Below are 26,873 nucleotides of genomic sequence, written 5' to 3'. Positions count from 1 at the left end.
AATGTCTACGGAAACTGAAAGCGGTTCACAATTCGACTCGTTCAAAGAACGCTGGCGGCCACGCATCGAGCGGTTCCGACGCGGCTGGGACCGATTCACCGAGGAGAAGATGGGCGTCCTCGGCATCGTCATCATGGTGATGTTCATCCTCTGGGCGCTGTTCCCCGACTTCTTCGCGCCCCACTCGATGGAGTGGCGCGCGTACCTCGGAACCGAACCGGGGCGGCTGACTGCCGAGCAGGCAGACACGCTACCCCATCCGCCGGCGTTCGGCGACCCGTTCTGGGCACCGTTCGGGACGAACTACCTCGGACAGGGCATCCTGTCGCTCATCGTCCACGCCGCCGACGACGCGCTCTACATCGGCTTCGCGGCCGGTCTGCTGTCGAGCCTCGTCGGCGTCCCGCTCGGACTCATCAGTGGGTTCTACGGCGACACGTGGATAGACGAGACCATCCAGCGCGTCGTCGACGTGATGTACGGGCTTCCCTTCCTGCCCTTCCTCATCGTCCTCGTGGCGATTCGGGGCATCACGACCACGAACATCATCCTCGGCATCGCCGTGACCTCGTGGCTGAACAACTGCATCCTCATCCGAGGAGAAACCCTGTCGCTGAAGGAACGCTCCTACGTCGAGTCCGCGAAGGTCGCGGGCGCGAGCGACACTCGAATCGTGTTCCGCCACATCATGCCCAACGTCCTGCCGCTGGCGTTCGTCTTCCTCGCGCAGGACGCCGCGTCCGCCATCATCGCCCAAGCGTCGCTGGCGTACCTCGGGCTCGCGGACTTCACCGCCAACTCGTGGGGCCTGATGCTCCAGAACATCAAGTCGAACGGGTACGTCTTCGAGGCGTGGTGGTGGCTCATCCCGCCGGGCGTCTGTATCATGCTGTTGGCGGCCGCGTTCTACTTCGTCGGCTTCTCGATGGAGGACGTGACCAACCCGCAGGAGGACAACTAACATGTCACTACTCGAAGTCAACGACCTCTCGGTGCGCTACGACGCAGGCGATTCGCAGGTCCACGCGGTAGACGGCGTGAGTTTCAGCGTCGAACACGGCGAGACGTTCGGACTGGTCGGCGAATCCGGCTGTGGCAAGACCACGCTCGGCAAGTCGCTCATCCACTTGCTGGACGCGAACGGCTACGTCGAGCAAGGAGAAGTCTGGTTCAACGGCACCCTTCCCCGATGGGAGGGCGAGAACGGCGAACCCCGACGCGAAATCATCGAGGGCGACCAGTATCCCGTCCGCGAAGACGGGATGACCGACCTCACGGAACTCGACGACGAGGACATCCGGGACATCCGCTGGCGGAACATCGCGCTGATTCCCCAGAGCGCGATGAACGCGCTGAACCCGGTCTACAAGGTCGGCGACCAAATCATCGAGGCCATTCTGCGCCACGAACCCGACACGACGAGGAAGGAGGCCGACGAGCGAGCGCGCGACCTCCTCGAACGTGTGGGTATCGAACCCGAGCGGGCCGACGACTACGCCCACGAGTACTCGGGCGGGATGAAACAGCGCGCGGTCATCGCCATGGCGATGGCGTGCAATCCCGATATGCTCATCGCCGACGAACCGACCACCGCGCTCGACGTGATTATTCAGGACCGCATCCTCGAAGAAATCGAGGAGCTACAGGACGAGTTCGACGTCTCCATCCTCGTCGTCAGTCACGACATCAGCGTCATGGCCGAGATTTGCGACAAACTCGGCGTGATGTACGGCGGCAAGATGATGGAGAGCGGTCCGAAGGAGGCGGTGCTTCAGGACGCCGCAAACCCCTACACGCTCGGGTTGAAGAACTCCTTCCCGACGGTCAAGCAGGAACAGGAGCAGTTGGTCTCGATTCCGGGGTCGCCGCCGACCCTGCTAGACCCGAACGATGGCTGTCGATTCGCCGACCGGTGTCCGTTCGTGGTGGACGAGTGTCATACCGAGCATCCGCCGATGTACGACGTGCCGGCGGCAGAGTCCGGCACGCGGACCGAGGCCACCGACCGCCACGAGCATCGCTCGGCGTGTTACCGTGTGAACGAACTCGAAATGATGCGCGAACAAGCAGGTAAGGAGGAAACATGGACCGAAACGCAGACCCACTAGTCGAAGTCGAGAACCTCTCGAAGTGGTTCGACATGTCGCAGGGGGTCATGGACCGCCTGATGGGTCGGGAACCGACCCCGGTGAAAGCCGTCAACGACGTGTCGTTCACCATCAACGAGGGAGACATCATGGGCATCGCAGGCGAGTCCGGGTGTGGCAAGACCACCCTCGGCAAACTGCTGGTGCAACTCCACGAACCGACGAAGGGGTCCATCCACTTCGACGGGAAGGACATCACCGACATGTCCAACAGCGAGGAGCAGGAGTTCCGCAAGCGGGTCCAGATGATTTTCCAAGACCCCTTCGAGAGCCTGAACCCGCGGATGACGGTGTTCCAGTCCGTCGTGGAACCGCTCCGCATCAACGACATGTACGGCGGGTACAACGAGCGCCGCGAGCGCGTCATCGAGGTGCTGAACGAGGTCGGTCTGTCGCCGGCCGAGGCCTACCTCAACGAGTTCCCCAAGGAACTGTCTGGCGGGGAACTCCAGCGTGTCGCAATCGCTCGCGCCCTCGTCGTCAATCCCGACTTCATCGTCTGCGACGAACCCGTCTCGATGCTCGACGTGTCCATCCGGGCGGGCGTCCTGAACCTGATGAAGGACCTGCAGGACGAGTACGGCCTGACCTACGTGTTCATCAGCCACGACCTCTCGCTCATCCGGTACATGTGCGACCGGACCGCCATCATGTACCTCGGCGACATCATCGAGCAGGGGCCGACCGACGACGTGGTGATGGACCCCAAACACCCCTACACGGAAGCGCTGTTCGACGCGGTGCCCGAAGTCGCGCCCGACGCAGAGCGCCACCGCGCGAACGTCACCGGCGAGGTGCCCAACCCGCGGAACCCGCCGTCCGGGTGTCGGTTCCACCCCCGGTGTTCGGAGATTATTCCGCCCTCGGACTGGACCGGGAGCCAACCGGCCTTCCGCCGGGCCTTCCAGTTCAAGCGCAAGATTCTGACCGAACAGCTCGGTCCCGAGGACGTACAAACCAGCGCGGAGACCGCCGGCGACCGGGCGACCGAGGAGCTACTCGAACACGGTCTGACCCTCGAAATCCCGGAGGAGCATCGCCCCGACGTGGCGACCGGCGCGGACGTGGACCTGCGCCAACTCGAACTCCCGAGTGACGCCGAGCAGACCCTGCGCGAGGCCGCAGAGCGAGTCGTCAACGAGGACATGGACGGCGCGCGCGAGGTCTTGGACGGCGAGTTCCCGACCGTCTGCGAGCAGGACCACCCCGAACTCCGCACGGCGGGCGACCAGATTACCGCCTGCCACCTCTACGAGGGCGAGGAGCGAAAGACCCGGAAGGCCAGCGCCGACGACTGACGCCTCGGTGCGCTTCGATTTTTCTTCGGCTCGTCGTGTGATGAGTTCCCGTATCAGTACATTCTTTTGCGGTGGTGACAACTGGTGGAGTACATGACCGACCGCACGCGATTCGTCCCCCGGAAGCCGATTACGATGGGGTCGTTTCTCGTCGTCGCGCTGGTCGCGGCGGCGCTGTTCGTGCCCACGTTCTCTGCACACGTCGCCGTGATGAACGCGGTGACTATCGACGCGACGCCGACCGACTACGCCCTCTCGGACGACGGCGACCACGTTGTCGTCGAGATTCGCGTCCACAATCCCACTCGGAGCGCGTTCACGCCGCGCTCGACCGACCTCTACGGCGACGTGGACGGCGAGCAAGTCACCGGGTTCGGCGACGACATCGAGGAGGTGACGATTCCCGCGGGCGAGACCAAGACCGTCACCGGCCGCGTCTCCATCAAGGACGAAAAGCGCGAGGCGGCCGCAGACGCCATCGAAGCGGGCACCCTCCGGGTGAGCGGTATCATCCGGGGGAGTATCACGGACAAACAGGTCGAAATCGAGGTGACGGAGGCCGACGATGGCTGAGCACACGCTCTCGACCAATCGGTTCGGCAGTCGGACGACTCGTTACCGACTCCGCCTGCTGGCGCTGGCGACGCTGACCGGCGGTGTCGCCGGGATGGGGACGTTCATGTACATCAAAGAACAGCTCCTGCCGTGGGGCGTCGAACCGACGTGGGCGCTGGTGTTGGTCGGTCTCGCCGGCGCGTACACCCACTTTCTCGCCGAGGACCTCGCCGAGAGCATCAGTCTCTCGCTGGTCGCGGTCGTAGTCGGATTCGCGGTCCACGTCGGGGCGTGGATAGCGCCGCTGTGGATTCTCTCGTACCCGCCGGGTGCGCGTGACCTCGTTCTGCGGGGGATGGTGGGCCGAGCGGTCACCAGCGGGATTCTGGCGTACCTGATGACGTTCTACGGGTCGTACTTCGGCGCGGTGCTGGTCGGGGGCTTTCTCGAACCGTAGCCCGGTCGTCGCCGACCGCGTTCGCTCGTCCGCTTCCAACCGCGTCGTTTATGGGCCGGCCTACGCTACGTCAACCCGTGCCGAAGGACACCCCGAACCCCGACAAGCCGGTGCGCGAGCGGGGCACGTTCGCCAACCACAACGAGGACCCCACGCTCGCCAGTTACCTCTCGTCGCTGTTCTTGGTGCTTTCCGTCCCCGCCTTCCTCGTGGCGGCCTACGGCGGCCACTGGGTCGGCCTCTACGGCTACGGCGGCATCCTCCCGGCGTTCGCGGGCCTCCTCGTCGGGTCGATTGCGGTCGCGTTCGGCCTGATGCACGTGCTGACCGGGCGGTAGCGACCCTGCCGACCCGTCGAATGGAATCGTATAGTTGCTTCTAAGCACTCGATATATTGCTCAGAGAAACGTATTTGTTTCTCTGCGGTCAGTACGTGTTCGTCCGGAGCGACATGTAGAACACGACGACCATCGCAGACACGAGAAGAACGAACTGTGTCCGAGTCGGCGAGTCCGACGCACCCGTGATGAAAAACAGCAGGCTACTCAGACCCAACCCGGACGCCAGCGCGAACAGCAGTATCGTCCGGTTGCCCTCGTCGGTCAACCAGACGTACATCGCCTCCTTCAGGTCGTCCATAACGCCGTCAGTACCAGATGTCCTTGAAATCGCACTCGACGGGTTGGCTCGTGACGTTCTGGGCGAGCGCCATCGTGGTGAGCGCCACGTCCGCGTCGGCGGTGAACTCGTCGTCCTCGTCGCGCCACTCGCAGATGCCGACGCCGACTTCGAGTTCCCAGTCCCGAATCGTCATCAGCCATTCGTCGGGAAGGTCCGCTACGTCGTCTTCGAGTTGGACGTGAAAGAGGTACTTGTAGGTCGTCTCGTAGCGGTCGCTGATGTCTTCGCCCGCCATGTACTCGGGGAAAGGCGGGGTGCCGAACAGTTGGGTCAGTCGGTAGAGTGCGGTACCCACGTCGCCCTCGACCGGTTCGCCCGGTTCGTCGCTCATCGGAGCGCGCACGTCGAGGTCCTCGCGCTGGTTCACGACGTCCTCGACCAACACCTCGCCGTCGTCCCGTCTGCGCCGAATCTCGTCCTGCGAAACCGGTTCGAGGACGAGGTTCTGCAACTTCTCCAAATCCGGCGTGTCGGGGTGGGAACGTACGTCGATAGGCATGATTAGTAGGCGAAGTAGTTGAAGCCCTTCCAGCCGAGATAGCCGACGACGAGCGAAACGACGCCGACGCCCATGACGCTAATCGACTCGGTGGTGCTGATAGCGCCCTGCTCGATGGGATGGAGGCCGAAAAACAGGGTGAGGCCGACGGTGATGAGGATGTAACCGACGACGATGCCGAGTAGCATGACTGCCAACGACGTGAAACCCGCAGGACCACGAAGCGGTTTGGGTACTTGTTCGCGTATCGCCATGGTTTGTGGTATTATTCGCCAAGGTTAAAAGTTCCGCACTTTCAGTCGCGGATTACTCGCCCCGGTCGTCGCCCGCGTCGCGCCGGTCCCCATCGACGTGTTCGAGTCCGTCGCCACCGAGCGGCGACATCTCCGGGTCGAACTCGCCGGTCTGGTCGGGGTCGGGTGAGTCGTCCTCTCGGTCGGACCGAGTTGGCTGGTCGGAGGGCGTCGAGACGTACTCCTCGGCGGGCGTCTTGAACCGGTAGCCCAGCGCGATGAAGATACTCCCGAGTATCACCCGCAGGACGACGTAGGGCGAGGTCAGCCTGTAGGTGCCCTGCACGACCCCGCCGTGGAGGGCCTCGCCCACGAGGAGCGCGCCGACCACGAGCAGGACCGTACTCAGCATCGCCAAGAACCGTACTGAAATCACGCACGGGGGTTGCGAGTCCCGGAAGTTACACCTTCCGGTTCGGGTCCGATTCCCGAGGTATCGCGTCCCGAGGGACGTGCGCTCGGTGTGTGTCCTCGGTAGAAACGTCTCGATACTCCGAGGCCGGCCCGCGACCGAGTGTCACCTACCATACCGACCCCTGAAAGCGCCGGTTCGTCTCCTCGGTGCCGGGGGCGACTGGACCCGGCGTATCAACGTTTCATCCTCTCGGCCAAAATTTTCATTATGGCTCCATTGACCATGTAAGATAAACTATGACGACGTATCTATTCTCTGTTACAAGGTTTTTTGCGTCATTAGGCGAGGGGAATAGTCAATGAGCGACGAACGGGACGCGGAGGACGTGGCCTCCGACGAAGAACCACGCGGGGGCGACGCCAGTCCGGACGACGACGTGCCGGACGAACCGACCGGGAGCGACGACGCGCGCGCCGACGATTCCGAGGCCGACGACGCCGAGGCCGACGACAAACCGACCGAGGACAACCCGGAGGAGTCCGCGGAAAAACTGGCGGAGACCGGGGACCAGTCGGGAGAGACCGCGGACCAACTAGAAGACGACGAATCGGACGACACAACCGAGAGCGAGGACGAATCCGAGACGGAGGCCGAAGACGAATCCGAGGCCGAGGTCGAGGACACCCCCGAAACGGAGACCGACGAGACCGACGAAACTGAACAGGCCACTGACGAGTCCGAGACCGAGGACGACGCCGACGCTGAGAGCGACGCCGACACCGAGGACGCCGAAGACGAACTCAACACTGAAGACACCGACGCGGGACCGGACTCCCTCGACATCTCCGACGACGAGTTAGCCAGCGCGGGCGTCAGCGTCGGCGAGTACGACTGGGACGAGTTCAAAGAGGAGTTCTTTTACGAGAACGGTAGCCCGCCGACCAACTGGCGGGGCAAAGCCCTCCCCTTCGAACCGGACGAGTATCTGGGCCACGACCCCGCCGAAACCGGCGAGTTGGTCGAGGAGGGTGCCGAAACCGCCGAGGGCCTGAGCGCCTACTTCGAGGACTTCCTCGACCCCAAGGAGACGCCCGTGGCCCTCGGCGAGTATCTCTGGGAACACTTTCGCTACGAGTACTACTACGACGAGGACGACGACGAAAAAGTCCTGCCCCGCGACGAGTCGGGCGAAGTCGTCCCCTTCGACCGGAGCGAATGGCTCGGCCACGACGATTTCCCGGCCAGCGTCTTCGAGGCCGGTACCGCCGTCACGGACCTCAGCGCCAGTTTCGAGGAGTGGCTGAACCCCGAGACCACGCCTGTCGTCAAGGGCGAGTACTACTGGGAACACTTCAAGTACGAGTACTACTACACCGACACCGACGTTACCGCCCCGGAGCGACCCCGCGACGACGAGGGCGACATCGACCGCTTCGACAAGGAGGACTGGCTTGGCTTCCCCGAGGACGACATCGAGGAACTGCTGGCCGAGGGCGCACACGACGCCAGAAAGCTCCTCCAAATCGAGGACGAGCGAACGCTCGACGTGCCCGAGGATTTGGACGAGGACGCCTTCTTCTCGACCGTCGAGGGCCACACCACGGTCGTCAATCGCTACGACCTCGAAAAGGAGGTCGCGCTCCCCAAGAAACAGCACTTCCGGGAGGTGGACCGCTACTGGGTCAACAAGCCCTTCTCGTTCGTTGTCATCTTCCACTCCGAGAAGGAAAACGAGACCAAGTACTACCTCGTGGAACCCTACTGCACCCCCATCGAGGAGGACCTCAAAGAGTTCCTGACCAAGAAGCTCCGGTCGTCCATCAAGTACTCCAGCGACGAGGTGGTCGTGGAGGCCGACGAGGCGGAACGCGAGGAGGTCATCGAGCGCGAGACCCTCGAACTGCTGGCACGCTACGACCTCTACGCCGAGAACGACGGCGAGCGCGCGGACCAACTCAAGGAACTCCTCGAACGCTACGACGAGACCAAGGACGCGGTGTCGGCCTACGTCGAGCGACTCCGCGAGGAGACCACCGAGGCGGTCGAACCCATCCGCGAGGCCCTCGAAAACCGGCGAGACGACGAGGACGACGCGACCGGTGCAGAAACCCCCGAAGAAGACGAGGCGGAACGCGACGACGAGCCAGAAACCGAGGCCGACGAGTCAGAAATCGACGCCGAACCCTCGCCGGAAGCCGACCCCGAATCCGAGGAGGTCGCCGCGGACGGTGGAGCAGTCGAGGACGAAGATGCCGAGTCGCCCGCGGCCGGACCTGAAAGTCCGGAGGCACCCGAGACGCCCGAGGAACCAGACGCGACCGGTGACGAATCCGCCGACCTGCCAGCGACGACCGATGCCGAGGGCGAGGAGAACGCCGACCTCCCGGCAAAAACTGACGAGGACGACCCCGAACCCCGAATCCGACTGGACGAGTACCTCGACCTCGATTTCGACGCCGAGGGAAGTCTGCGCGAGCAGGTTCGGTCTGCGTTCGAGGCCAAAATCGAAGAACTGGAACCCGACGAGTCGGGGGGCCTCGACGGCATCATGGTTCGGCCAGAGCCGGTCCTCATCGAGGAGGACAACGACGACCTCTCGGAGTATCAGGCCGAGAAACTGCTGTACTACCTCAAGCGGGACTTCACCGGTTACGAGCGCATCGACGGTATCAAACACGACATCAACGTCGAGGACATCTCCTGCGACGGCTACAACTCGCCGGTGTTCGTCTACCACACCGACTACGAGCAGGTCATCAGCAACGTCTACCACGGCGAGGACGAACTCGACGACTTCGTGGTCAAGATGGCCCAGCGGTCGGGCAAGGGCATCAGCAAGCGCCAACCGCAGGTGGACGCCACCCTGCCCGACGGCTCTCGCGCCCAACTCACCCTCGGCCGGGAAGTCTCGGACCACGGGACCAACTACACCATCCGGCAGTTCAAGGACGTGCCGTTCACGCCAATCGACCTCGTGAACTGGAACACCTTCTCGCTGGAAGAGATGGCCTTCATGTGGCTCGCCATCGAGAACCACAAGTCGCTCATCTTCGCCGGGGGGACCGCCTCGGGCAAGACCACCTCACTCAACGCCGTCTCGCTGTTCATCCCCAGCAACTCCAAAATCGTCTCCATCGAGGACACCCGCGAGGTCGAACTGCCTCAGCGAAACTGGATTGCCTCGGTCACTCGACCCTCTTTCTCCGACGACGACAAGGGCGACGTGGACGAGTTCGACCTGCTGGAGGCCGCGCTCCGCCAGCGCCCCGACTACATCGTGATGGGCGAGATTCGGGGCGAGGAGGGCCGGACCCTGTTCCAAGTCATGTCAACCGGCCACACGACCTACACCACCTTCCACGCAGACACGGTGGGCGAGGTCCTCAAGCGATTCACGACCGAACCCATCAACGTCTCCAAGACCCTGTTCACCGCGCTCGATTTGGTCTCCATCCAGACCCAGACCCGAGTGCAGGGGAGCAAGGTGCGCCGGAACAAGTCGCTCACCGAAATCAACGAGTACAACGCCGAGAACGACGAAATCAACGTCCAAGACATCTTCCAGTGGCGCGCCGAGGACGACGAGTTCATGCGCTTGTCCGGTTCCAACACGATGGACGAAATCATGTTCGACCGCGGGTGGTCTCGGGACCAACTCGAACGCGAAATCCTCAAGCGCCGGGTCATCCTCGCGTACCTCATCAAGAACGGCCTCAACAAGTACGCGCAGGTCGCCGCCACGGTCCAAGCGTTCATCAACGACCCCGACACCATCCTGACGCTGGTGGCCAACGAGAAACTGGAGGAGAGCCTCCAAGACCTCCGGGAGATGGAGAGCGTCCAAATCAACGTGGACCCCAAGAAAGAGGAGATGGTGCCCCGGCCCGACCCCGGCGAGGAGACCTACGAACTCGCCAAGGGCATCCTCGCGGAGGCCGAGGACCGCCTGCTGGACGACTACCGCGGGGCGGACGCCGACGTGGAGGGACTGGCAGTCGCGCTGGCCGAATCTGCCGAACCCACCGACGCGCCTGACGAAATCGAGGCCGAACCCGGCGAGGGCGACCAACCGGATGCCCCCTTCGGCGGCGACATGCTCGACCCCGAGGAGGTCGCCGACGAGGGAGTCGGCGGCGAAGATGTCGGCGCGGAAGGCACCGACGACGAGCGCGGTCGGTTCCGAGACACCGAGTCGGTCGGCCCGGAGGACAGCGTTCGGAACCCCAACGACGCCGGGGAACTGGGTAGCTTCCCCGAGGTCTACGACGAGACCGGCGACAGCGACGGCGAGGACGCCGAACCGAGAACTCCCGAAAGCGACGGCGAGGACGGTTCGTTCGGCGACTTCGAGGCCGCCTTCGATGCCGAGGGCGACGAACGCGACCGGAGAGACGACACCTCCGAGGAGGACGCCACATGAGTCACGGGAGCGCCGACAACCCCGAGCGGTCGGCCGACTCGCTGGCCGACGCTTTCTACCCCCTGTTCGACTACCTGTTCGACGAGGACGGCGACTTCGTGGACGACGTGGAGACCAAACTCGCCGAGGCCCGGATGACCGACACCGTGGAGTTGTACCTCTCGCGGGGACTGGCAATCGGCGTGCTGGCCGGCGTGGTCCTCTGGTTGCTGGGCCTGTTCGTGGGCTACGCGCTGTTCATGACCGGCATCGTGGAGGTGGGCGTCCTCATCGGCGTGCCGGTGCCAAACGAGACGGTGCTTCGCCTCATCGAGATGCTGAAGGTCCCGGCGCTGGTCGTGGTCAGCGGGTTCGTCTTCGGCGCAATCGGGTTCGCCATCGGGTTCGGCGTCGTCGTCGGTATCCCCTACATGCGGGCCAGCGAGCGAGAGCGAGAAATCAACATGCTCCTGCCCGACGCCATCTCGTTCATGTACGCCCTCTCCATCGGGGGCCTGAACCAGTTGGAGATTCTAGAGGCCATGGCGAAGGCCGACGACACCTACGGCGAGGTGGCCCGCGAGTTCCAGTCCATCGTCCAAGAGACCGAGTACTTCGACACCGACTACCGGACCGCGATTCGCAAGCGGTCGCTGGAGACGCCCAGCGACGAGTTGGGCCAGTTTCTGACCGACATGCTCTCCATCGTCAACTCCGGCGGGGACATGAGCGACTTCTTGGACGACAAGAAGGACAAGCACATGCGGACCGCCAAGCAGGAACAGGAGATGACCTTGGAGACGCTGGAGTTGTTCGGCGAGATGTACATGACTCTCTCGCTGTTTCCGCTCCTGCTCATCATCATCCTCGTCATCATGTCGATGCTCGGGCAGGCCAAGGAGTCGATGCTCTACGCGACCGTCTACGGCCTGATTCCCTTGACCGGCGTGGGCTTTCTGGTGCTGGTCTCGACGGTCAAGCAGGACGACCCCGGCGACGGCTACCTCAACCCCTCCGACGGCGGAGACCGCCTCGAAGCCACGACCGGCGCGGGTCTGCTCCACCTCGGTCTCATCGAGAAGTACGTCGGCGAGTTCTCGGTGTTCGACCGCATCAAGAGCCGAGAGGGAACTTACGAGACCATCGCCCTGCTGAAGCAACCCCACATCTTCTTCCGGGAACACCCGCTTTTCATCCTCGGGTTGACGGTCCCGGCGTCGCTGGTGCTGGTCGGCAACGCGGTCTGGTCCGGCGCGGCACCCCGGACCTTCGACCAGATGGTCTCCCGGCCCATCTGGGGGACGTTCATCTACGTCTACGTCCCGGTGTACGTCAACTTCCTGCCGCTGTCGATTTTCCACCTCTGGAACGTCCGGTCCCGGAAGGCGGTGGTGGACAAGCTTTCGGACAACCTCCGGAAGCTATCCTCTGCCAACGACACCGGCCTGACCCTGCTCGAATCCATCCGAACCGTGGCCGACACCTCGTCGGGCAAACTGGCCGACGAGTTCGACGTGATTCACGCCAAGGTCGAGTACGGGATGAGCCTGAAGGCGGCGCTCATCGAGTTCAACAACCGGTATCACATCCCGCGACTGGCCCGGACCGTCAAACTGGTTTCCAAAGCACAGGAGGCCTCCAGTCAGATTACGGCGGTCCTCACGACCGCCGCGCAGGCCAGCGAGAATCAGGACGACATCGCCCGCGAGCGCCGGTCCCGGTCCCGGATGCAGGTCGTCATCATCATCATGACCTACCTGACCCTGCTGGCGGTGATGGCCATCCTGAAGGTCAAGTTCCTCGACGTGATGGCCGGACTGTCGAGTCAGGCCTCGTCGTCGGGCGGGGCCGGGGCGGCCCAGTTCGGAGGCGGCATCGACACCAACCTGCTGGCGATGCTGTTCTTCCACGCCGTGACCTTGCAGGCTCTCCTCTCGGGCTTCATCGCGGGCTACATCCGCGACGCCTCGCTTCTGTCGGGCGTGAAGTTCGCCGTCGTCCTGCCGACCGTCGCACTCGCCGTGTTCATCTTCATCTAACCATGCGCGCACAAACCACTCTGGACTTCGCCATCGGGATGAGCGTCTTCCTGCTGACCGTCGCGTTCGTCGTCAGCTTCCTGCCGGGGATGTTCCAACCGTTCGACGCCGGCGACGGCGACGAAATCGTCGCTGGCGACCGCGTGGCCAACCAACTCAGCCGACGGCTCCTCGCCGGGGGTGTCGAGCCGTTCGTCCTCGGCGACTCGTGTACCACGTCGTTCTTCGCGCTCGCCGGGCCGCCCGCCGAGTCGTCGCCACCGGACTGCCGGTTCGACGGGACGACGCTTCAGGAACGGCTTGGACTGGCCGACGACGCGAACGTCAACGTCCGACTCGTGGGCGAGGACGCCGACGGCGATGGCGACCCCGACCTACTCTGTGACGACGGCACGGGCATCATCGACGAGGAGACCGACCAGTCGTGCGCCACCACGTTCGCGGCCGGTGGGACGCCGCCCGACGAAACCGGGTCGGTCGTGGTCGCTCGGCGAGTGGTGTCGATTCAGAACCGCGAGGCGACGCTTCTCGTGAGGATGTGGTGACGATGCGGGCACAGGCACACACGTTGGAAGGCGTCGTGGCCGGACTGCTCCTCATCAGCGCGCTCGTCTTCGCCTATCAGGTGACGGCGGTCACGCCGCTGTCGGGGAGTACGTCGAGCCAGCACATCGAGAACCAACAGCGAGCGACGGCGGAGGGCGCGCTCCAGACGACCGCCGAGTCCGGGGCGCTCCGCCGGGCGGTCCTGTTCTGGGACGCCAGCAAGAAGCGGTTCCACGGCGCGGACAACGGCCAGCACTACACCAACACGAACGACCCGCCCAACCGATTCCTCGACGCGCTGACCCGGACGTTCGACGAGCGCGGCATCGCGCTCAACGTCCACGTCGTCTACGTCGATTCGAGCGGAACCCGCCGGAAACAGCCGATGGTCTACCGCGGCGAACCCAGCGACAACGCGGCGACGGCCACGACCATGCTCACGCTGTACGACGACGACGTTCGTTACGCCGACCCCGACGGCGACGACGTGGCCGAACCGACCGGCGACGAACTCGGCGACGGGGCAACGGGCTTCTACGTCCCCGACTCGGGGTCGGGCAGTAGCGTCTACAACGTCGTCACGGTGGAGGTGACGGTATGGCGACAATAGACGGACTCGCCGAGCGCGTCCGACGCTGGACAAACGAAAACCATTCTAAAGCGATGAATAAAAATGCTCAAACGAAGCGTGGCCGGGCGAGAGACGCCCGCACCGATGCCGACCGCAATCAGCGCGCCACCGCCGACCGAGGCCAACTCGTGCTGGTCGGGGCGCTCGCGCTCGCCGTCTCGCTGGTCGTGCTGGCGGTGGTTCTCAACTCCGCCATCTACACCCAGAATCTGGCGAGTCGAAGCAGTGAGGCCGGTACCGGCGCGGCGGTGGACGTTCGAGAGAGCGTCCGCGACGGCGTGGGCGGCGTGGCCGACAGCGTGAATCGGAACCGCGCCGGCGCGGACTACGCTGTGCTGTCCGGGACCCACCTCCCGACTGCGCTGGCCGACTGGCGACCGATGGCGGTCCGCCAGCAGGTGGTCTCGGGCCGGACGGTCAGCGTCGCCACCGCCGGAACCACGGAGGGGACCAGAATCGCCGACGAGTCCGCCGGGGAGTTCCGACCGCAGTCCGCTGGTGCCACCCCGCTGGGCTACGCCGAACCCCACTGGATGGTTGCGGCCGACGCCGAGGTCCGAAACTTCCGACTCTCGGGGGTCTCATCAGCCGACTTGGTGAGCGCGACGGCCTCCTTCGACCCGAAAGCGAAGGGCACCTTCTTCGTGGAGGTCCGCGAGGCCGACGGGTCCCAGAAATGGCAGGTCGGCGTCTACGATGCCGGCGGGAGCGTCGGCGTGATGGTCTGGGACGAGGAGACCGAGACCTCAATCGGGTCGTGTCAAGCCACCGGTGGTTCCGCCGTCGTGGACCTCACTGACGCCACCATCGGCGGCCAGCACTGCGAGGCCCTGTCGTTCTTCGCGGAGGCCGACGGTCCGCTCAACGTCTACTACGTCAACGGCGACGACGTAATCGGGACCTACGAACTCACCGTGGACCGGGCAGGCCACGCGACCGGCGACACGCTCAAGAACCGCGTCGATAGCGCGAACTACGGCCGCCACTGCGCGGGACCGACCTACGCCGATAGTCCCGGAAGCGGACCCTACGCCGCGGCGGCGGTCTACTCGACCGCTGTGGACTTCCGGTTCGTCAGCGAGTCGGTGACCTACGAGACCGACCTCCGGTCCGCCCCCGGCGAACCCGGACCCGCCCCGGAGCATCCCCGAATCACCGACTTCAGCGTGACCGACGACAGTGGAACCGACGCCTCCTTCGACGTGTCGTGGGCGGTCACGGACCCGAACGCCGACCTCGACAGCGTGACCGTCGAGTTGAAGCAGAGCGGAACCACGGTTGCCGGACCGACCACGGTCGGCGTCGGCGGCGCGACCGACTCGGGGACTGTGACGGTCTCGGACTCGAACGGCGGTAGTGAGACCTACACGGTCGTCGTCACCGTGACCGACGACGCGGGCCACGCACGAACCGACGCCGAGACCCACGCCGCGGACGGCACGACCGGAACGGGGTGTCCGCAATGAGTCGTGACCGAACCGCGCCGAAATCCGGTCACGGCGGCCTCGCCGACCGATTTCGCCGGGACGACCGCGGGGTCTCGACCACGCTCGGTTACGTCCTGAACCTCACGGTGGCGACCCTCGTCGTCACCGGACTGCTGGTCGCGGGCGGCGACATCGTGGCCGACCAGCGCGAACAGACCGTCCGGTCGGAACTCCAAGTCATCGGCCAGCAACTCGCCGCCGACTTGGTGGCGGCCGACGAACTCGCTGTGACCGCAGACGGCGGCGCGGGCGACACCCTCCGAATCGAGCGCCAGTTACCCCGAGAGGTCGCGGGCCGGACCTACAGCATCGACCTGCGAAACCCCGGTTCCGACCAGCCATACCTCCGACTGTCGGCGACCGACACCGACCTGACCGTCAGGGTCGAACTCACGCTGGAGACTCCGCTGGCCGAGTCGTCGGTCAGGGGCCAACAGATTCTGATTCGATACGCCGACCCCGACGGTGATTCGACCTCCGAGTTGGTGGTGGAAGATGCCTGACCGGAAACGCACCGCCGAGCGCGGCGTCAGCGACGTTATCGGCTTCGTGCTGATATTCGCGCTCATCACCTCGACGGCGGCCATCGTCTACACCGTTGGCTTCTCCGGACTGCAGGACGCCCGCCAAGAGGAGCGCGTCTCGAACGCCGAGCGCGTCTTCGACATCTTGGCCGACAACGTGGGCGACCTCCAACACCGAGGCGCACCCAGTCGCGCCACCGAAATCAAACTCTCCGAGGCCTCGCTGGGCTACGACGACGAGACCACGCTGACGGTCGAAGTCACCAACGCGCCCGCGACGCCCCGGTACAGCACCAATCTCGACCCCATCACCTACTCGCCGACCGACTCGGCGGTGCAGTTGGTCTATGAGAACGGGGCGGTCTTCCGGGAACAGCGGTCGGGCGGCGTCGTCCTCGAACGACCGGGGTCGGTGTTCCGGACGGACGGCGCGACCAAGACCGCGGTGATTCCGTTCGTCCAGACGCGCCGGACCGGGAGTAGCGGAGTCGGTGGCTCCTCGACGGTCCGGATTCGCACCGAAAATCTCGGGTCGGAGGTCCTCGGCGCGCTCGCAACCCCCTCCGACGCCACGGCCGACCCCGACGGCGACGGCACCGACGAGGCCGACCCGGACCCCGACAACGACGGGAGCGACGAGTATCGAATCACCTACACCATCCGGACCTCGCCGACGCGCGCGCCGGTCTGGGAGGAAAGTCTGGAAGAACGCATCCCCGACTCGTGGAAGGCCGACGCCTGTTCGGTCTCCGGTGGCACCGTCACGTGTTCCCTCGGCGTCGAGCGACTCTACGTCACCGCGACTCGGGTGGACGTGTCGTTCAGTTAGTCACGCTCACGCCGTCTCGACTTCGATTTCGTTGTCGGTGACGTGGAGGTAGGTGATGTATCGTCCGCCACCGCCGTACTCGATTCGGCCGTAGGACGCACCCTCGTTGACGGTGTTACTGCTCTTGTCGTCGATTGTCAGGGCGAACCCGCCGATTTCGGAGGTGTAGTGGTTGACCACTCGGTCCAGCGTCTCTCGGTCACCGTCGTCCGGTTCGTAGTTCTTCGATTCCCAACTCGCGGGCGGGTTGTGGCCATCCAAGGTCACGGGGTCCCGTGGGGTGCCCTTGGGTTTGAAATTCATGACCTGACTGTTGCTGAGGTCGGTGTATGTCAGTCGAGGGTCGTCGGATTCGGCGTCGTGGACGCTCCCGTCGCCGTCGTCGTCGTCCACCAAGTCTATCACCATCCGAACCTCGTCGTCGCCGTCGCCGTTGTAGTCGCCGCACTCGGCCTCGAAGGCGTCGCCGTCGTACCACCCCTGCTCGTGTGCGCCGTCGTCCGACGAGTAGTAGACGGTCGCCGAGGCGACGGCGTTACACCCGCTTCCGCCGTTCTGGCGGACGTGAATCTCGAACTGGGTGGTCCCCTTGTCCACGTACATCGACCACTTGAGGTTCGCAAAGTTGGCGCTGTCGGTGTCGTCGGGCCGAACCGTAATCTCGAAGTCGGTCATGCTGTGGCCCGCGATGCCCCGCACGTCCACCGACCCGTCCTCGCCCGGCATCTCGAAGTAACCGGTGTTGCCCGTACTGATTAGCTCGACGGTGACCTCCCGGTCGGCGTCGTCCACGTCCACCTTGGCGTTGGTCCGCTCGCGGAAGTAGTCGGCCCACCCCTCGTAGTAGGCGCTCTCGACCACGATTTGGACCTTTCCGTTTTCCGAGGGGTTGGTGTACGTCGGCTCCGAGGAGTCGTCGTCGTAGTGTTGGGAGGCGTCGGGGAAGACGTGTTTCATCGCGGCTCCTCGGGTGACTCGGACTTTCGCCCCGCCAGCAGACCCGCCGGACCCGGTGACCCGGACGAGGGGCAGGGTCAGGGTCGAACCCCGGTAGTGGAACTCGGGGGGCGAGACCATCGAGACGCCACCCTTCCCGTCCCGTCGCCAGACGCCGCCGCCCTGATAGACGAGTTCGGTGTCGTCGTTCTCGTAGACCAGCGACCCGAGAGAGTTCTGATACAGAATCTCGTCACTGCCGGTACCGTCGTAATCGACGTGCTTGATGGTAATTCTCCCGTCTCCGGGTTTCGGGCGGAGGGTTCCGGTGGTGCCCCCGAAATCGACGGTCTGCACGTCGGAGTCGCCGAGCGCGACCTTCGCGGCCCGAGAGTCGAACACCGTCATGGCGAGTTCGGCCTGCTGGATTTCGGTCGAGGACCGAGTGTCTTCGAACGCCGCGTCGCCGAACCCGAGGATGAGGCCCGTCCCGGCGATGGTGATGGCCAACAGCAAGACGACCCCGAGGGTCTCGGACTGGCCTCTCGCCGACGACTCAGAAGCGCGCCACATTTTCCGCTTGCTTTCGAGGCCGATAGCATAAATCTGATGGGCGGATACCTGCCGAATCTGTAAGCCGAACCCCGGACTGCACCGACGACTTCGAAGGCTCTCGGCCGGGGCCTCGGACCGACTCGACCCGCGCCACAAGCCCTACACTGATGGCTCCCGTCCCTCCCGTATGCCACAACTCTCGACCGTCGTGATGCTCGTCGGGGCGGGACTGTTCGTACTCCCGATACCCGGCACGTTCATCCTCGGCGGACTGGTGATGTTCCTCGGCATCGGACTCTACCTATTCCGCGGGAGCTAACCATCTCCGAACCCCGATAGGTTCGCGTCTCGATGCTTCTACCGGCCGTTTCGCTATCGGAAAACCTATGTACACCGCTCCCTGATAAGGTATAGCAACCAGTATGAGTATGTCGAGAAAAAACATCGACCCCGTCGAAATCGAATCTACGTCTGCGGACGGCGATTCGACCTCTACCTACGTCTTCGATATTAGCCATCACATGCTCGATGGCGAAGTCTGCACGGGCCTCGCGCTCGCACTCTCGGAAGTCCTCGAACGCGACCCCGCACAGATGACGCCACTGAGTTCGGTCGTGGACTGCGACGCGCTCCAACTACTGTTCCACACTCGACGCTACGGCGACCTGCGAGACGAGGTGTCGGTCTCTTTCCCCTACGACATCTACGAGGTCACGATTCACTCGGGCGGTCGGGTCGTCGTGCAGGGGTAGCCTGATTTTCCTCCGAGAGAGCGTCCGTGGGGTCGGCGATACAACTACGTCCCTTCGACTACTGTGGTAGCATATGGCAACCGCGTCGCACAGGTTCGACTGGCGACTCGCCGCGCTCGTCGTCGTCCTCGTCGGGGCCGGGGCGCTCCAAGTGGTCGCCGCAATCGGCGGCAACGGCGAGGACGCGCAACTCGTGGTTATCGGCACCTCCAGTATCGTCATGCTGTTGGCCATCGGCGTCGTGATGTTACTTGTCCGCTCGCGGACGAATCCGTGAGGAGGCCTCGATGCGTGACCTCCTCGGGCCGTCGTCTCGGAACGTCCTCGCGTTGGTCATAGTTGGGGCACTGGTCGGCGGAGCGTATCTCCTCGTGTCCAACCCGCTGGTTCGGTACGGCGTCTGGCTATTGGTGTTCGCAATCTGGATGGCGTGGTTCGTCGCCGTCGCGCGCGAGTGGATTTCGCGGGCCGACTTCTGAACCCGCGAGCGAGGCGACGAGTTCGGGGCGAGAGTCTCTGCCACGCACGATGAAACCTTTTAAAAGGCCACGACTCGTATGTAGGTTGTGAGTGAAGATTCTGGGCGACGGAACCTCCGCATGCCCGACGATTCAGAGCAGTTTGCCATCGTAACCGAGATGCTCGGTAAGAACCGCGTGCGCCTCCGCTGTAACGACGGCGTAGAGCGCATGGGCCGAATTCCGGGCCGAATGCGCAAGCGAATCTGGATTCGACGCGACGACATCGTGCTGTGCGAACCGTGGGACTGGCAGGACGAGAAGGCCGACATCGAATGGCGCTACGACGGGTCCGCGCAGGACCAACTGCGACGCGAAGGCCACATCAACGTCTAACGCGATTATTTTGCGATTCCGCTCTCGCTGTTTCAGTCAGTGGATAGGCGCACCTCTGCTTTCCAAGGACGAGTGAAGCGAGTAGGCAGGTAAAAGGTCGCGGTGGACTCGTCGGGACCGAGCAAACGCGATTTGTTTGCGAGGGTCGACGAGTCCACGACTTTTCGACTGAACGAAGTGAAGGAGGAAAGGAAGTGGACTCGTCGGGATTTGAACCCGAGGCCTTCCCCGTGCCAGGGGGATGATCTACCGCTGATCTACGAGCCCTCGAACGCATTTCTTCGTTGGCCGGGGTGATTGATAAACCTCTCGGATTCCGATTACCACCGGGAACAGGTGACGCACCACGCGACAGCTCGACGGTCGTGGGTGGTTTGTGGTCGGGCTTCGTTGTACTTCGTAGTTGTAGAGGTTTCTTTAACACCTCTATCTATTTCTTTTGAATAGATTATTATTTCTTAGCGGTTGCTGGTGGTGTTCGGAAGGGAAGTCGTAGAACGACGAGCAAGACCGGCGAGAAGCTAGCTTCAGGCTTGAGCAAAGCCGTCTACCGCACCGCAACCGCGGGCCACGTCCTCCCCAACCGATTGCGTTGCTCGTCGCTTCGCTCCTGCGCTACTCATCCACCGGCAGACAAACCGCGTCTGCCGAGCAGTCGGTCGTCGTCCGAGAGCGACGCTCTCGTGATCACGAAAATCTTCGATTTTCGAACGACTACGCTCTCGACGACCTCGCGCGGTTCGGCGCGGCGAACAAGCCGCCGGCGGACAAACCGCGTCCGCCGAGCCGTCGGTCGCTTCGCTCCCGACGACGCCGCGCCAGCACGCGCCGAATCGATTGTGAGAGTCTCGAACCCGGTATAATATAGTAAAGCTTTACCCTCCGACGCGCATCCGATGGACTACGGGAACAGCACAGCCGCAAATCTGACTCGTCGGGTGATTGCCCGACTCGGGATTGCGGACGTGCGCCGCGTCACCCAGACGCAACAGCACGCGACGTCCCTCTGGTTGCGACGAGCGGCCTGTGCAGTTCCAATCAGCTAACAATGGCACGAATGCACACCCGCCGCCGTGGCTCGTCCGACTCGGACAAGCCGGTGGCAGACGAACCCCCGGAGTGGAGCGACGTAGACGAGGACGCCATCGAGGAGCGCGTCGTCGAACTGGCAGAGCAGGGCCACAGCCCGAGCCAAATCGGCCTCAAACTGCGCGACGAGGGCGTGAAGGGCACGCCGATTCCGGACGTCAAGCTGGCGACCGGCAAGAAGGTCACCGAGATTCTCGAGGACAACGACGCCGAGGACGACATCCCCGAGGACCTCTACAACCTGCTCGAGCGCGCCGTCCGACTGCGAGAGCACATGGACGAGAACCCGCAGGACGCTCAGAACAAGCGCGCGCTCCAGAACACTCAGTCGAAGGTCCGTCGCCTCATCGACTACTACCGCGGTGACGAACTCGACGCCGACTTCACCTACTCCTACGAGACCGCCAAGGAACTCACCGAATAGATGTCTACCTCGGGTCGAACGAACGGCGGGGACGAGCATCCCACGGCGAGCGACGTCGCTGTGAGTCTGCGCGAGGCCGACTTCGTTCGGGTCCTCGCGCGGGCCGACGGCGACTGTCTGGCCGCCGCTGGCCTGCTGGCACGCGCACTCACCGAGTGCGGTGTGCCCTATCAGGTCCGGGTCGGTCGGTTCGGCGAGACGCTGGCCGACGACCCCGCCGCCGACGACACGACTGTCGGCGTGGGTCTCGACCCCTCTGCGGACGCTCACCTGCCCGCCGACGAGACGCCCGCGAGTGTCACCGCCTTCGACGCGGCGCGGGACCTCGGCGCGTCCCCCGACCCGACGCTCGCACTCGCAGGTGTCGCCGCCGGGGGATACCCGGTCGGTGGCGGCGAGAGTGCCCACCTCCTCGAATCGGCCCGCGACGAGGGCGTCGAGCGCCGACCCGGCGTCGGAATTCCGACCGCGGACCTCGCGGACGGTCTCGCCCACTCGACGCTGGCGCACGCCGGCTACTCGGGTGATACCGGGGCCGTGCAGGCCGCGCTGGCCGAACTCGGCTTGCCCGCCGAACTCGACGACGAGGCCCACCGCAGGGTCGCCTCCGAGTTCGCGCTGGCGGTCACCGGAGCAGACGCCGCGACCGACCGTTCTGCCGAGGCAGTCGAGCGTGCGCTCCGGCCTCACACTACGCCCGATGCACCCTTCGCCACAGTCGAAGGCTACGCCGACGTGCTGGAAGCGGTCGCCCGCGAGCGACCCGGCACCGGCGTCGCAGTCGCGCTCGGTCACGACGCTCGCGCCGATGCACTCGATGCGTGGCGCGACCACGCCGAGCGAGTCCACGCCGTCCTCCGGAACGGGACCACGGGCCGGTACGACGGCTTGTTCGCGCTCCGGACCGACGACGCGCCCGCGGAGACGGTCGCCCGCCTCCTGCGGGACTTCCGGTCGCCCGAACCGGTCGCGCTCGTCGTGAGCGAGGAGTCGGCCGGAGCGGCCGCAGTCGAAGCGTCCGGCGTCGGCACGGCGATGGAGACGGCCGCGAGAGCAGTCGGCGGGACAGGCGGTGGGACGGCGACCCGCGGTTACGCCGAGTTCGACCCCGAGACGGACACCAAAGAGTTCCTGTCTGCCTTCCGGGAGGCCAGAGCATGAGTCGGTCGGCGACGATTCGGACCGAGACCGACGACGCCGAGACGCTTGCGTCCTCGGTCCGGCCGGACAACACGCCCCAAATCGACACGCGAGTCGAGGACGGCGCAGTTGTCACCGCTATCGAGCGCGAGACGACCGGCGGCCTCCGGACCACGGTGGACGACTACGTTGTGAACCTCACGGTGGCACAGGAAGTCGTACAGACAGCCAAACGACACGCAGATGCGAACGCAGACACCGATACACACTAACTATGAGTGAACGCTCAGTATCCAAGCAGAAACAGGAAAAGCGGTGGTACACCATCCACGCTCCCCAGCAGTTCGACCGACAGGAGCTTGGCGGCACCCCCGCAGACGAACCGGAAAAAGTGCTCGGCAGAAACGTCGAGACCACGCTCGGCGAGCTGAAAGGCGACGCCAGCGAGAACAACACCAAGCTCACGTTCAAAATCAACGACGTGGGTAGCGACTCGGCCTACACCGAGTTCATCAAGCACGAACTCACCCGCGACTACCTGCGGAGTCTCGTGCGACGCGGGGCCTCCAAAATCGAGGCCTACATCACGGTCCTGACGACCGACGACTACCGCGTCCAGATTCAGCCCGTCGCGTTCACGACCAAGAGCGCCGACGCCAGCCAAGAGCAGGCCATCCGCCGGACGATGATCGACATCGTGGAGGAGGCCGCCGAGGACCGCACCTTCGAGGACCTCATCGACAGCGTGGTCGAGGGTCGCCTCTCGTCGGCCATCTACGGCGAGGCCAAGACCATCTACCCGCTCCGCAGAGTCGAGATTCAGAAGGCGACGATGGAAGCCCGTCCCGAAGAGGTCGCCGCCGAGGAGGAGACCTCCGTGGACGTGGACGACGAAGAAGTCGAAGTCTGAGCGCGGACTTCGGAGTTCGACTCGACTTTCCGTTTTCTTGCAGATGCGAAGTCGGCAAGCGGTCGTGCCGTCTCGCCGAGAGATAACTACTCACGTCTGAGGAAAACAAGAATCAGTTCTAAAGAAACAGCAACAGTTCCATAGACAGTACAGTGCATACTGCTCGACGCGAGCTATCGACTACGTTCGTGCCGGAGGCGATTGGACGACGGTTGACCCGAGACAGACCGTCATTCCGTCACGACGATTTTCCCGACCATCCCCGATGGCTCGTGCGGGATGCAGAAGTAGTGATATTCGCCCGGAATATCGAATGTCACCTCGTAGGTCTCGCCCGACTCGATCCGCCCCTCGAAGTTGCCCATCCAGCCATCGCGGGCGGCCTCCTCCGATTCGAACCCGCCGGAGGCGAAGTACTCGGCGTCGTCGGGAATCTGGTCCTCGTAGGCCGTGACGGTGTGTCTGCGGTTGCCCGTGTTGGCCCAGACGACCGTTTCGCCCGCGGAAATCTCGAACTCGGCCGGTCGGAAGAACGCCGACCCCATGCCGATGTCGTACTCGCCCTGCTCGACGTTCGCGCTCCCTGTCTGGAGGGCACTGCACCCCGAGAGACCGACTGCTGTGACGGTCGCGCTCCCGGCGAGGAAAGTTCGGCGGTCCATGTCCGACCCTCGGGACGCGAGCGATTTAGGTCATGCGGAAGGTCGCGCGGGAACCGTCTCCAAGCACACCCGGAAACGAAAAAACGTATCAACGGCCGTCGCCCACCCCGCATGTATGCAACCCCGGTTCGTCGGTCGGTTGGGTGTCGCCGACGCGGTGACGGTCACGAACGCCGCGCTCGGCTTTCTCGCCGTCGTCGTCGCCACCATCGAACCGGAGCTATCGGCGCGGTTGATTCTGCTGGCGGCAGTCGCCGACGGCCTCGACGGGGTTATCGCCAAGAAACTCGGTAGCACCCCGGCGGGCGAGTATCTGGACTCGCTGGCCGACGTGGCCTCGTTCGGGGTCGCTCCCGCAGTGTTGGTGTTCGTCGTCGCTCGCGGGCACTGGGGGCTGACCGACCCCTCCGCGAGGACCATCGCGGCGTTCTGCGTGCCCGCGATTTTCGTGGCGATGGCGGTCGTTCGCTTGGGCCTCTACACCGCCTACGACGTGGGAAACGGCCACACCGAGGGCGTGCCGAGTACGCTCTCAGCGACGATACTCGCGGCGACGGTGGTCGCGGGCGTCGGTAACGCCGCAGTCCTGCTGGTGACTACCGGCGCGTTCGCCTATCTGATGGTGACGCGCGTGACGTACCCCGACCTCTATCCGCGGGACGCGCTGGCGATGGGCGGCGTGCAGGCGCTGGCCATCCTCGCACCGACCGCGTTCGGGCGTGCTTTCCCCAAACTCCTGCTTGGGGCCGCGCTGGCCTATCTCCTGCTCGGCCCGCGATTCTACTGGCGGGACGCCGACTGTGACCTCGACGCCCACGAGGTCGAGGCCCCGCGGACGTGACGGTTCCCGAGAATATGGCGGCCCCGAGAACATGGTGGCCCCCGACGAGGTGACTCCCCCGAGGAGGCCGAGTCCCGCGAGGTGGAAGGGAAACGCTCTTGAAGTGTACGCCCGGAGTTTTCACCATATGAGTCCGGTAAGCCTTGCGGGGTGGGACGAATGAGCGACGAGGAGGAAGCGGGCGACGAGACCGACGCCGAGGAACCGGCCGAGGAAGCCGAGACCGAGGAACTCGAAACAGTCCTCTCCGAGGAGGAACTCGACGAGGAACTCGATTCTGCGGAGGCCGACCTCGAAGCGGCCGAGACCGAGGCCGACTTGGACGAGGTTGAGGCCCAGCTAGACGACATCGAGGACCACATCGAGAACGCCGACCTCCCCGAACCCGATGAGGACGACGAGGACGCAGAGGACCCGCGAGAGCGACTCGAAGACCGCCTCGCGGATCTCCGGAGCGAACTCGAAGCCGAGCGCGGCCCCTACGCCGAGGATGTCGTGGAGGAAATCGAGGGTGCCAAGTCCACCGTCGAGAGCGCCGAGTGGACCGACGACGGCCGCGAGGAACTCGCCGAGACCGTCGAGGCCTTCGTCGCGGACGTCGAGGAGACCCTCGGGACCGACGTGTCGGCAACGATTTCGACCGACACCGACGACCTCGCAGGGACCCTCGATGCGGCCGTTTCGGCAGTCGAGGCCGCGGGTCTGGACCCCGACGACGACGCCGAGACCATCGCGGAACTGCTGGAGGCGACCGACAACTTGGAGGCGGGCGTCGAGGACGCCGAGGAGTGGGACGACCTCGAAACCCGCGAGCAGTTGCAGGCCCAAGGCTTCTACGAACACGTCGATAACACCAAAGACTACCCGCCGGAGTGGCACGCCGTCAAGACGTGGGAACAGCGCGGCCGGGTTGACATGGTGGTCCTCGCGCTGGAGAACTTCCAGTCGAACTTCATGGAGGAACACTGCATGGAGTCGCTCGAACGCATGGGCCACCCCGACTCGCTCGACAAGATGAAGGAGAAGGCCCAGCGCCGCGACGAGGCCGCCATTCGAACCATCGGCAACATCGGCGACGAGGAGGGTCTGGACGCGGTGCTGGACTACGTGGATTCCGACCCCGGTCTCGCCAAGCCCGCGCTGAAGTCGGTCGGCAAAATCGGTAGCGACGAGGCCACCCAAGACGTGGCCGACCGACTCGACGCCGACGACTCGTCGGTCCGGAGTCTGGCCGCCCGGTCGCTCGGTCTCATCGGCGACACGCGGGCCATCGACCCGCTGGCCGACACGCTCGAAAACGACGAGACCGACGAGGTGCGGGCCAGCGCGGCGTGGGCGCTCAACCAAATCGGCACCGAGCGCGCGCTGGAAGCGGTTCGGTCCTACGCCGACGACAACGTCTACCTCGTGCAGGCCGAGGCCGAGAAGGCCGTCGAGAATCAGGCGGAACCGACCGCGTAGGCCTCCTGCGGGCCGTCGAGGCCCTCACCGGCCCGTCGCGTGGTAACGCCGCATTACTACTTGTTAGATTCCGGATAACAAAGCCAGTCGTGTCCGTTCACCCGAGTAGTCGCATGTCACCCGCATCGACGCTCGGGCGGTGTCCGAACTGCGGCGAAGCCATCACCCGCGACTGCGTTCTCATCGAGTACGAGTCGAAGGGCAGGCCCGCGGCGTTCGCCGAGTGTCCCGACTGTCGGGACGTGGTTCACCCCTCAGGCGAGTAGCGCCGCCAGAAATTCGAGTGCGAACGCGACGATGAGGAGAAAGGCCCCGATGCGGCCAATCCACGTGTGTTCGGTCACTTCCATCGGCGAGATGTCCACGCTGTAGTCGTTGTACTCCTCGCTGTACTCGACGTAACTCGGGAGTTGGAAGAACTCGAAGAAGACCAACGCCGCGCCGAGCGCGCCGAGTGCGTATCCCGCTAGTTCGAGTGCCAGCGCCAAGTCCACCATATCCACACGGCC

The 26,873-nt window shown here is 64.4% G+C and carries 32 protein-coding genes and 1 tRNA gene; 25 read left to right on the top strand and 8 right to left on the bottom strand.

The window, feature by feature from the left end; translation table 11 throughout:
- The first annotated feature begins 1 nt into the window (after nucleotide 1).
- The 6 genes from P2T57_RS01540 (at nucleotide 2) to P2T57_RS01515 (ending at nucleotide 4,795) form a co-directional block, all read left to right on the top strand.
- Nucleotides 2-961 carry an ABC transporter permease gene (locus tag P2T57_RS01540; protein ID WP_276300718.1) on the top strand — a complete coding sequence of 320 codons (960 nt, stop codon included), beginning with the start codon at nucleotides 2-4 and terminating at the stop codon, nucleotides 959-961.
- A 1-nt stretch (nucleotide 962) separates the two neighbouring features.
- On the top strand, nucleotides 963-2,108 hold the full coding sequence (locus tag P2T57_RS01535) for an ABC transporter ATP-binding protein (RefSeq protein WP_276300717.1): 1,146 nt from the start codon (nucleotides 963-965) through the stop codon (nucleotides 2,106-2,108).
- Nucleotides 2,084-3,445, top strand: coding sequence for an ABC transporter ATP-binding protein (locus tag P2T57_RS01530; protein WP_276300716.1), 1,362 nt, complete (start codon nucleotides 2,084-2,086; stop codon nucleotides 3,443-3,445). Before P2T57_RS01535 ends, P2T57_RS01530 begins: the two co-directional genes overlap by 25 nt.
- Before the next feature lie 93 nt (nucleotides 3,446-3,538).
- The gene (locus P2T57_RS01525; RefSeq protein WP_276300715.1) at nucleotides 3,539-4,018 is read left to right on the top strand and encodes a hypothetical protein; all 480 of its coding nucleotides are present in this window, start codon (nucleotides 3,539-3,541) and stop codon (nucleotides 4,016-4,018) included.
- The gene (locus tag P2T57_RS01520; protein ID WP_276300714.1) at nucleotides 4,011-4,457 is read left to right on the top strand and encodes a hypothetical protein; all 447 of its coding nucleotides are present in this window, start codon (nucleotides 4,011-4,013) and stop codon (nucleotides 4,455-4,457) included. Before P2T57_RS01525 ends, P2T57_RS01520 begins: the two co-directional genes overlap by 8 nt.
- Nucleotides 4,458-4,534: 77 nt before the next feature.
- Entirely contained in the window at nucleotides 4,535-4,795 is a 261-nt protein-coding gene (locus P2T57_RS01515) for a hypothetical protein (protein ID WP_276300713.1), read from the top strand.
- Nucleotides 4,796-4,883: 88 nt separating this feature from the next.
- Here the strand turns inward: P2T57_RS01515 and P2T57_RS01510 are convergent, their stop codons facing one another.
- From P2T57_RS01510 to P2T57_RS01495, 4 genes are all read right to left on the bottom strand, one after another.
- Nucleotides 4,884-5,096 carry a hypothetical protein gene (locus P2T57_RS01510; protein ID WP_276300712.1) on the bottom strand — a complete coding sequence of 71 codons (213 nt, stop codon included), beginning with the start codon at nucleotides 5,094-5,096 and terminating at the stop codon, nucleotides 4,884-4,886.
- Between the two features lie 7 nt (nucleotides 5,097-5,103).
- Nucleotides 5,104-5,637 carry a hypothetical protein gene (locus P2T57_RS01505; RefSeq protein WP_276300711.1) on the bottom strand — a complete coding sequence of 178 codons (534 nt, stop codon included), beginning with the start codon at nucleotides 5,635-5,637 and terminating at the stop codon, nucleotides 5,104-5,106.
- Nucleotides 5,638-5,639: 2 nt separating this feature from the next.
- Nucleotides 5,640-5,825, bottom strand: coding sequence for a hypothetical protein (locus P2T57_RS01500; protein ID WP_276300710.1), 186 nt, complete (start codon nucleotides 5,823-5,825; stop codon nucleotides 5,640-5,642).
- A gap of 118 nt (nucleotides 5,826-5,943) precedes the next feature.
- The gene (locus P2T57_RS01495) at nucleotides 5,944-6,306 is read right to left on the bottom strand and encodes a hypothetical protein (RefSeq protein WP_276300709.1); all 363 of its coding nucleotides are present in this window, start codon (nucleotides 6,304-6,306) and stop codon (nucleotides 5,944-5,946) included.
- Nucleotides 6,307-6,643: 337 nt separating this feature from the next.
- On the opposite strand from P2T57_RS01495, the gene P2T57_RS20325 reads away from it, so the two are divergent.
- Genes P2T57_RS20325 through P2T57_RS01460 form a run of 7 tightly spaced genes read left to right on the top strand, consistent with a single transcriptional unit; the run spans nucleotide 6,644 to nucleotide 16,740 of the window.
- The gene (locus tag P2T57_RS20325; RefSeq protein WP_276300708.1) at nucleotides 6,644-10,705 is read left to right on the top strand and encodes an ATPase, T2SS/T4P/T4SS family; all 4,062 of its coding nucleotides are present in this window, start codon (nucleotides 6,644-6,646) and stop codon (nucleotides 10,703-10,705) included.
- Nucleotides 10,702-12,723 carry a type II secretion system F family protein gene (locus P2T57_RS01485; protein ID WP_276300707.1) on the top strand — a complete coding sequence of 674 codons (2,022 nt, stop codon included), beginning with the start codon at nucleotides 10,702-10,704 and terminating at the stop codon, nucleotides 12,721-12,723. The genes P2T57_RS20325 and P2T57_RS01485 overlap by 4 nt, the downstream gene beginning before the upstream one ends.
- Nucleotides 12,724-12,725: 2 nt before the next feature.
- Nucleotides 12,726-13,268 carry a DUF7287 family protein gene (locus tag P2T57_RS01480; protein ID WP_276300706.1) on the top strand — a complete coding sequence of 181 codons (543 nt, stop codon included), beginning with the start codon at nucleotides 12,726-12,728 and terminating at the stop codon, nucleotides 13,266-13,268.
- A 2-nt stretch (nucleotides 13,269-13,270) separates the two neighbouring features.
- Complete coding sequence (locus P2T57_RS01475) at nucleotides 13,271-13,879, top strand: DUF7288 family protein (RefSeq protein WP_276300705.1); 609 nt, start codon at nucleotides 13,271-13,273, stop codon at nucleotides 13,877-13,879.
- Nucleotides 13,867-15,366, top strand: coding sequence for a DUF7261 family protein (locus tag P2T57_RS01470; protein ID WP_276300704.1), 1,500 nt, complete (start codon nucleotides 13,867-13,869; stop codon nucleotides 15,364-15,366). The genes P2T57_RS01475 and P2T57_RS01470 overlap by 13 nt, the downstream gene beginning before the upstream one ends.
- Complete coding sequence (locus P2T57_RS01465; RefSeq protein ID WP_276300703.1) at nucleotides 15,363-15,890, top strand: DUF7266 family protein; 528 nt, start codon at nucleotides 15,363-15,365, stop codon at nucleotides 15,888-15,890. The genes P2T57_RS01470 and P2T57_RS01465 overlap by 4 nt, the downstream gene beginning before the upstream one ends.
- Nucleotides 15,883-16,740: a DUF7289 family protein gene (locus tag P2T57_RS01460; RefSeq protein ID WP_276300702.1), complete on the top strand. Its 858-nt coding sequence runs from the start codon at nucleotides 15,883-15,885 to the stop codon at nucleotides 16,738-16,740. Before P2T57_RS01465 ends, P2T57_RS01460 begins: the two co-directional genes overlap by 8 nt.
- A 6-nt stretch (nucleotides 16,741-16,746) precedes the next feature.
- On the opposite strand, the gene P2T57_RS01455 is transcribed toward P2T57_RS01460, so the two are convergent.
- On the bottom strand, nucleotides 16,747-18,249 hold the full coding sequence (locus P2T57_RS01455; RefSeq protein WP_276300701.1) for a DUF7289 family protein: 1,503 nt from the start codon (nucleotides 18,247-18,249) through the stop codon (nucleotides 16,747-16,749).
- Nucleotides 18,250-18,418: 169 nt separating this feature from the next.
- On the opposite strand from P2T57_RS01455, the gene P2T57_RS01450 reads away from it, so the two are divergent.
- The 5 genes from P2T57_RS01450 (at nucleotide 18,419) to eif1A (ending at nucleotide 19,837) form a co-directional block, all read left to right on the top strand.
- Nucleotides 18,419-18,550, top strand: coding sequence for a hypothetical protein (locus P2T57_RS01450; RefSeq protein WP_276300700.1), 132 nt, complete (start codon nucleotides 18,419-18,421; stop codon nucleotides 18,548-18,550).
- A gap of 109 nt (nucleotides 18,551-18,659) precedes the next feature.
- Nucleotides 18,660-18,983 (top strand): HalOD1 output domain-containing protein, encoded by a 324-nt coding sequence (locus P2T57_RS01445; protein WP_276300699.1) that lies wholly within the window; start codon nucleotides 18,660-18,662, stop codon nucleotides 18,981-18,983.
- A 73-nt stretch (nucleotides 18,984-19,056) separates the two neighbouring features.
- The gene (locus P2T57_RS01440; RefSeq protein WP_276300698.1) at nucleotides 19,057-19,260 is read left to right on the top strand and encodes a hypothetical protein; all 204 of its coding nucleotides are present in this window, start codon (nucleotides 19,057-19,059) and stop codon (nucleotides 19,258-19,260) included.
- Nucleotides 19,261-19,270: 10 nt separating this feature from the next.
- Entirely contained in the window at nucleotides 19,271-19,462 is a 192-nt protein-coding gene (locus tag P2T57_RS01435) for a hypothetical protein (protein WP_276300697.1), read from the top strand.
- An 87-nt stretch (nucleotides 19,463-19,549) separates the two neighbouring features.
- A complete protein-coding gene (eif1A, locus tag P2T57_RS01430) occupies nucleotides 19,550-19,837 on the top strand; it encodes a translation initiation factor eIF-1A (RefSeq protein WP_135826953.1) in 288 nt (95 codons plus the stop codon).
- 195 nt (nucleotides 19,838-20,032) lie between these two features.
- Here the strand turns inward: eif1A and P2T57_RS01425 are convergent.
- A tRNA-Ala gene (locus tag P2T57_RS01425) sits at nucleotides 20,033-20,104 on the bottom strand.
- A gap of 781 nt (nucleotides 20,105-20,885) precedes the next feature.
- Here P2T57_RS01425 and P2T57_RS01420 point away from each other — a divergent pair.
- The 4 genes from P2T57_RS01420 to P2T57_RS01405 are packed head-to-tail and all read left to right on the top strand — an operon-like array spanning nucleotide 20,886 to nucleotide 23,400.
- The gene (locus P2T57_RS01420; RefSeq protein WP_276300696.1) at nucleotides 20,886-21,350 is read left to right on the top strand and encodes a 30S ribosomal protein S15; all 465 of its coding nucleotides are present in this window, start codon (nucleotides 20,886-20,888) and stop codon (nucleotides 21,348-21,350) included.
- Nucleotides 21,351-22,511 carry an exonuclease RecJ gene (locus P2T57_RS01415; RefSeq protein WP_276300695.1) on the top strand — a complete coding sequence of 387 codons (1,161 nt, stop codon included), beginning with the start codon at nucleotides 21,351-21,353 and terminating at the stop codon, nucleotides 22,509-22,511. It begins immediately after the preceding gene.
- Nucleotides 22,508-22,762: a KEOPS complex subunit Pcc1 gene (locus P2T57_RS01410; protein WP_276300694.1), complete on the top strand. Its 255-nt coding sequence runs from the start codon at nucleotides 22,508-22,510 to the stop codon at nucleotides 22,760-22,762. Before P2T57_RS01415 ends, P2T57_RS01410 begins: the two co-directional genes overlap by 4 nt.
- Nucleotides 22,763-22,764: 2 nt before the next feature.
- A complete protein-coding gene (locus P2T57_RS01405; RefSeq protein WP_276300693.1) occupies nucleotides 22,765-23,400 on the top strand; it encodes a 30S ribosomal protein S3ae in 636 nt (211 codons plus the stop codon).
- Between the two features lie 230 nt (nucleotides 23,401-23,630).
- Here P2T57_RS01405 and P2T57_RS01400 read toward each other — a convergent pair whose 3' ends face one another.
- The gene (locus P2T57_RS01400; protein WP_276300692.1) at nucleotides 23,631-24,062 is read right to left on the bottom strand and encodes a plastocyanin/azurin family copper-binding protein; all 432 of its coding nucleotides are present in this window, start codon (nucleotides 24,060-24,062) and stop codon (nucleotides 23,631-23,633) included.
- A 115-nt stretch (nucleotides 24,063-24,177) separates the two neighbouring features.
- Here P2T57_RS01400 and P2T57_RS01395 point away from each other — a divergent pair, with 115 nt between their 5' ends.
- The 3 genes from P2T57_RS01395 (at nucleotide 24,178) to P2T57_RS01385 (ending at nucleotide 26,630) form a co-directional block, all read left to right on the top strand.
- On the top strand, nucleotides 24,178-24,903 hold the full coding sequence (locus P2T57_RS01395; RefSeq protein WP_276300691.1) for a protein sorting system archaetidylserine synthase: 726 nt from the start codon (nucleotides 24,178-24,180) through the stop codon (nucleotides 24,901-24,903).
- A gap of 159 nt (nucleotides 24,904-25,062) precedes the next feature.
- A complete protein-coding gene (locus P2T57_RS01390) occupies nucleotides 25,063-26,364 on the top strand; it encodes a HEAT repeat domain-containing protein (protein ID WP_276300690.1) in 1,302 nt (433 codons plus the stop codon).
- A 113-nt stretch (nucleotides 26,365-26,477) separates the two neighbouring features.
- A complete protein-coding gene (locus P2T57_RS01385) occupies nucleotides 26,478-26,630 on the top strand; it encodes a DUF7837 family putative zinc-binding protein (protein WP_276300689.1) in 153 nt (50 codons plus the stop codon).
- Here P2T57_RS01385 and P2T57_RS01380 read toward each other — a convergent pair.
- Complete coding sequence (locus P2T57_RS01380) at nucleotides 26,619-26,861, bottom strand: hypothetical protein (RefSeq protein ID WP_276300688.1); 243 nt, start codon at nucleotides 26,859-26,861, stop codon at nucleotides 26,619-26,621. The genes P2T57_RS01385 and P2T57_RS01380 overlap by 12 nt on opposite strands.
- Between the last annotated feature and the right edge of the window lie 12 nt (nucleotides 26,862-26,873).

It is taken from the genome of Halorussus lipolyticus (assembly GCF_029338375.1).
Lineage (GTDB): Archaea > Halobacteriota > Halobacteria > Halobacteriales > Haladaptataceae > Halorussus > Halorussus lipolyticus.
This window is presented reverse-complemented; position numbering and strand designations above follow the sequence as displayed.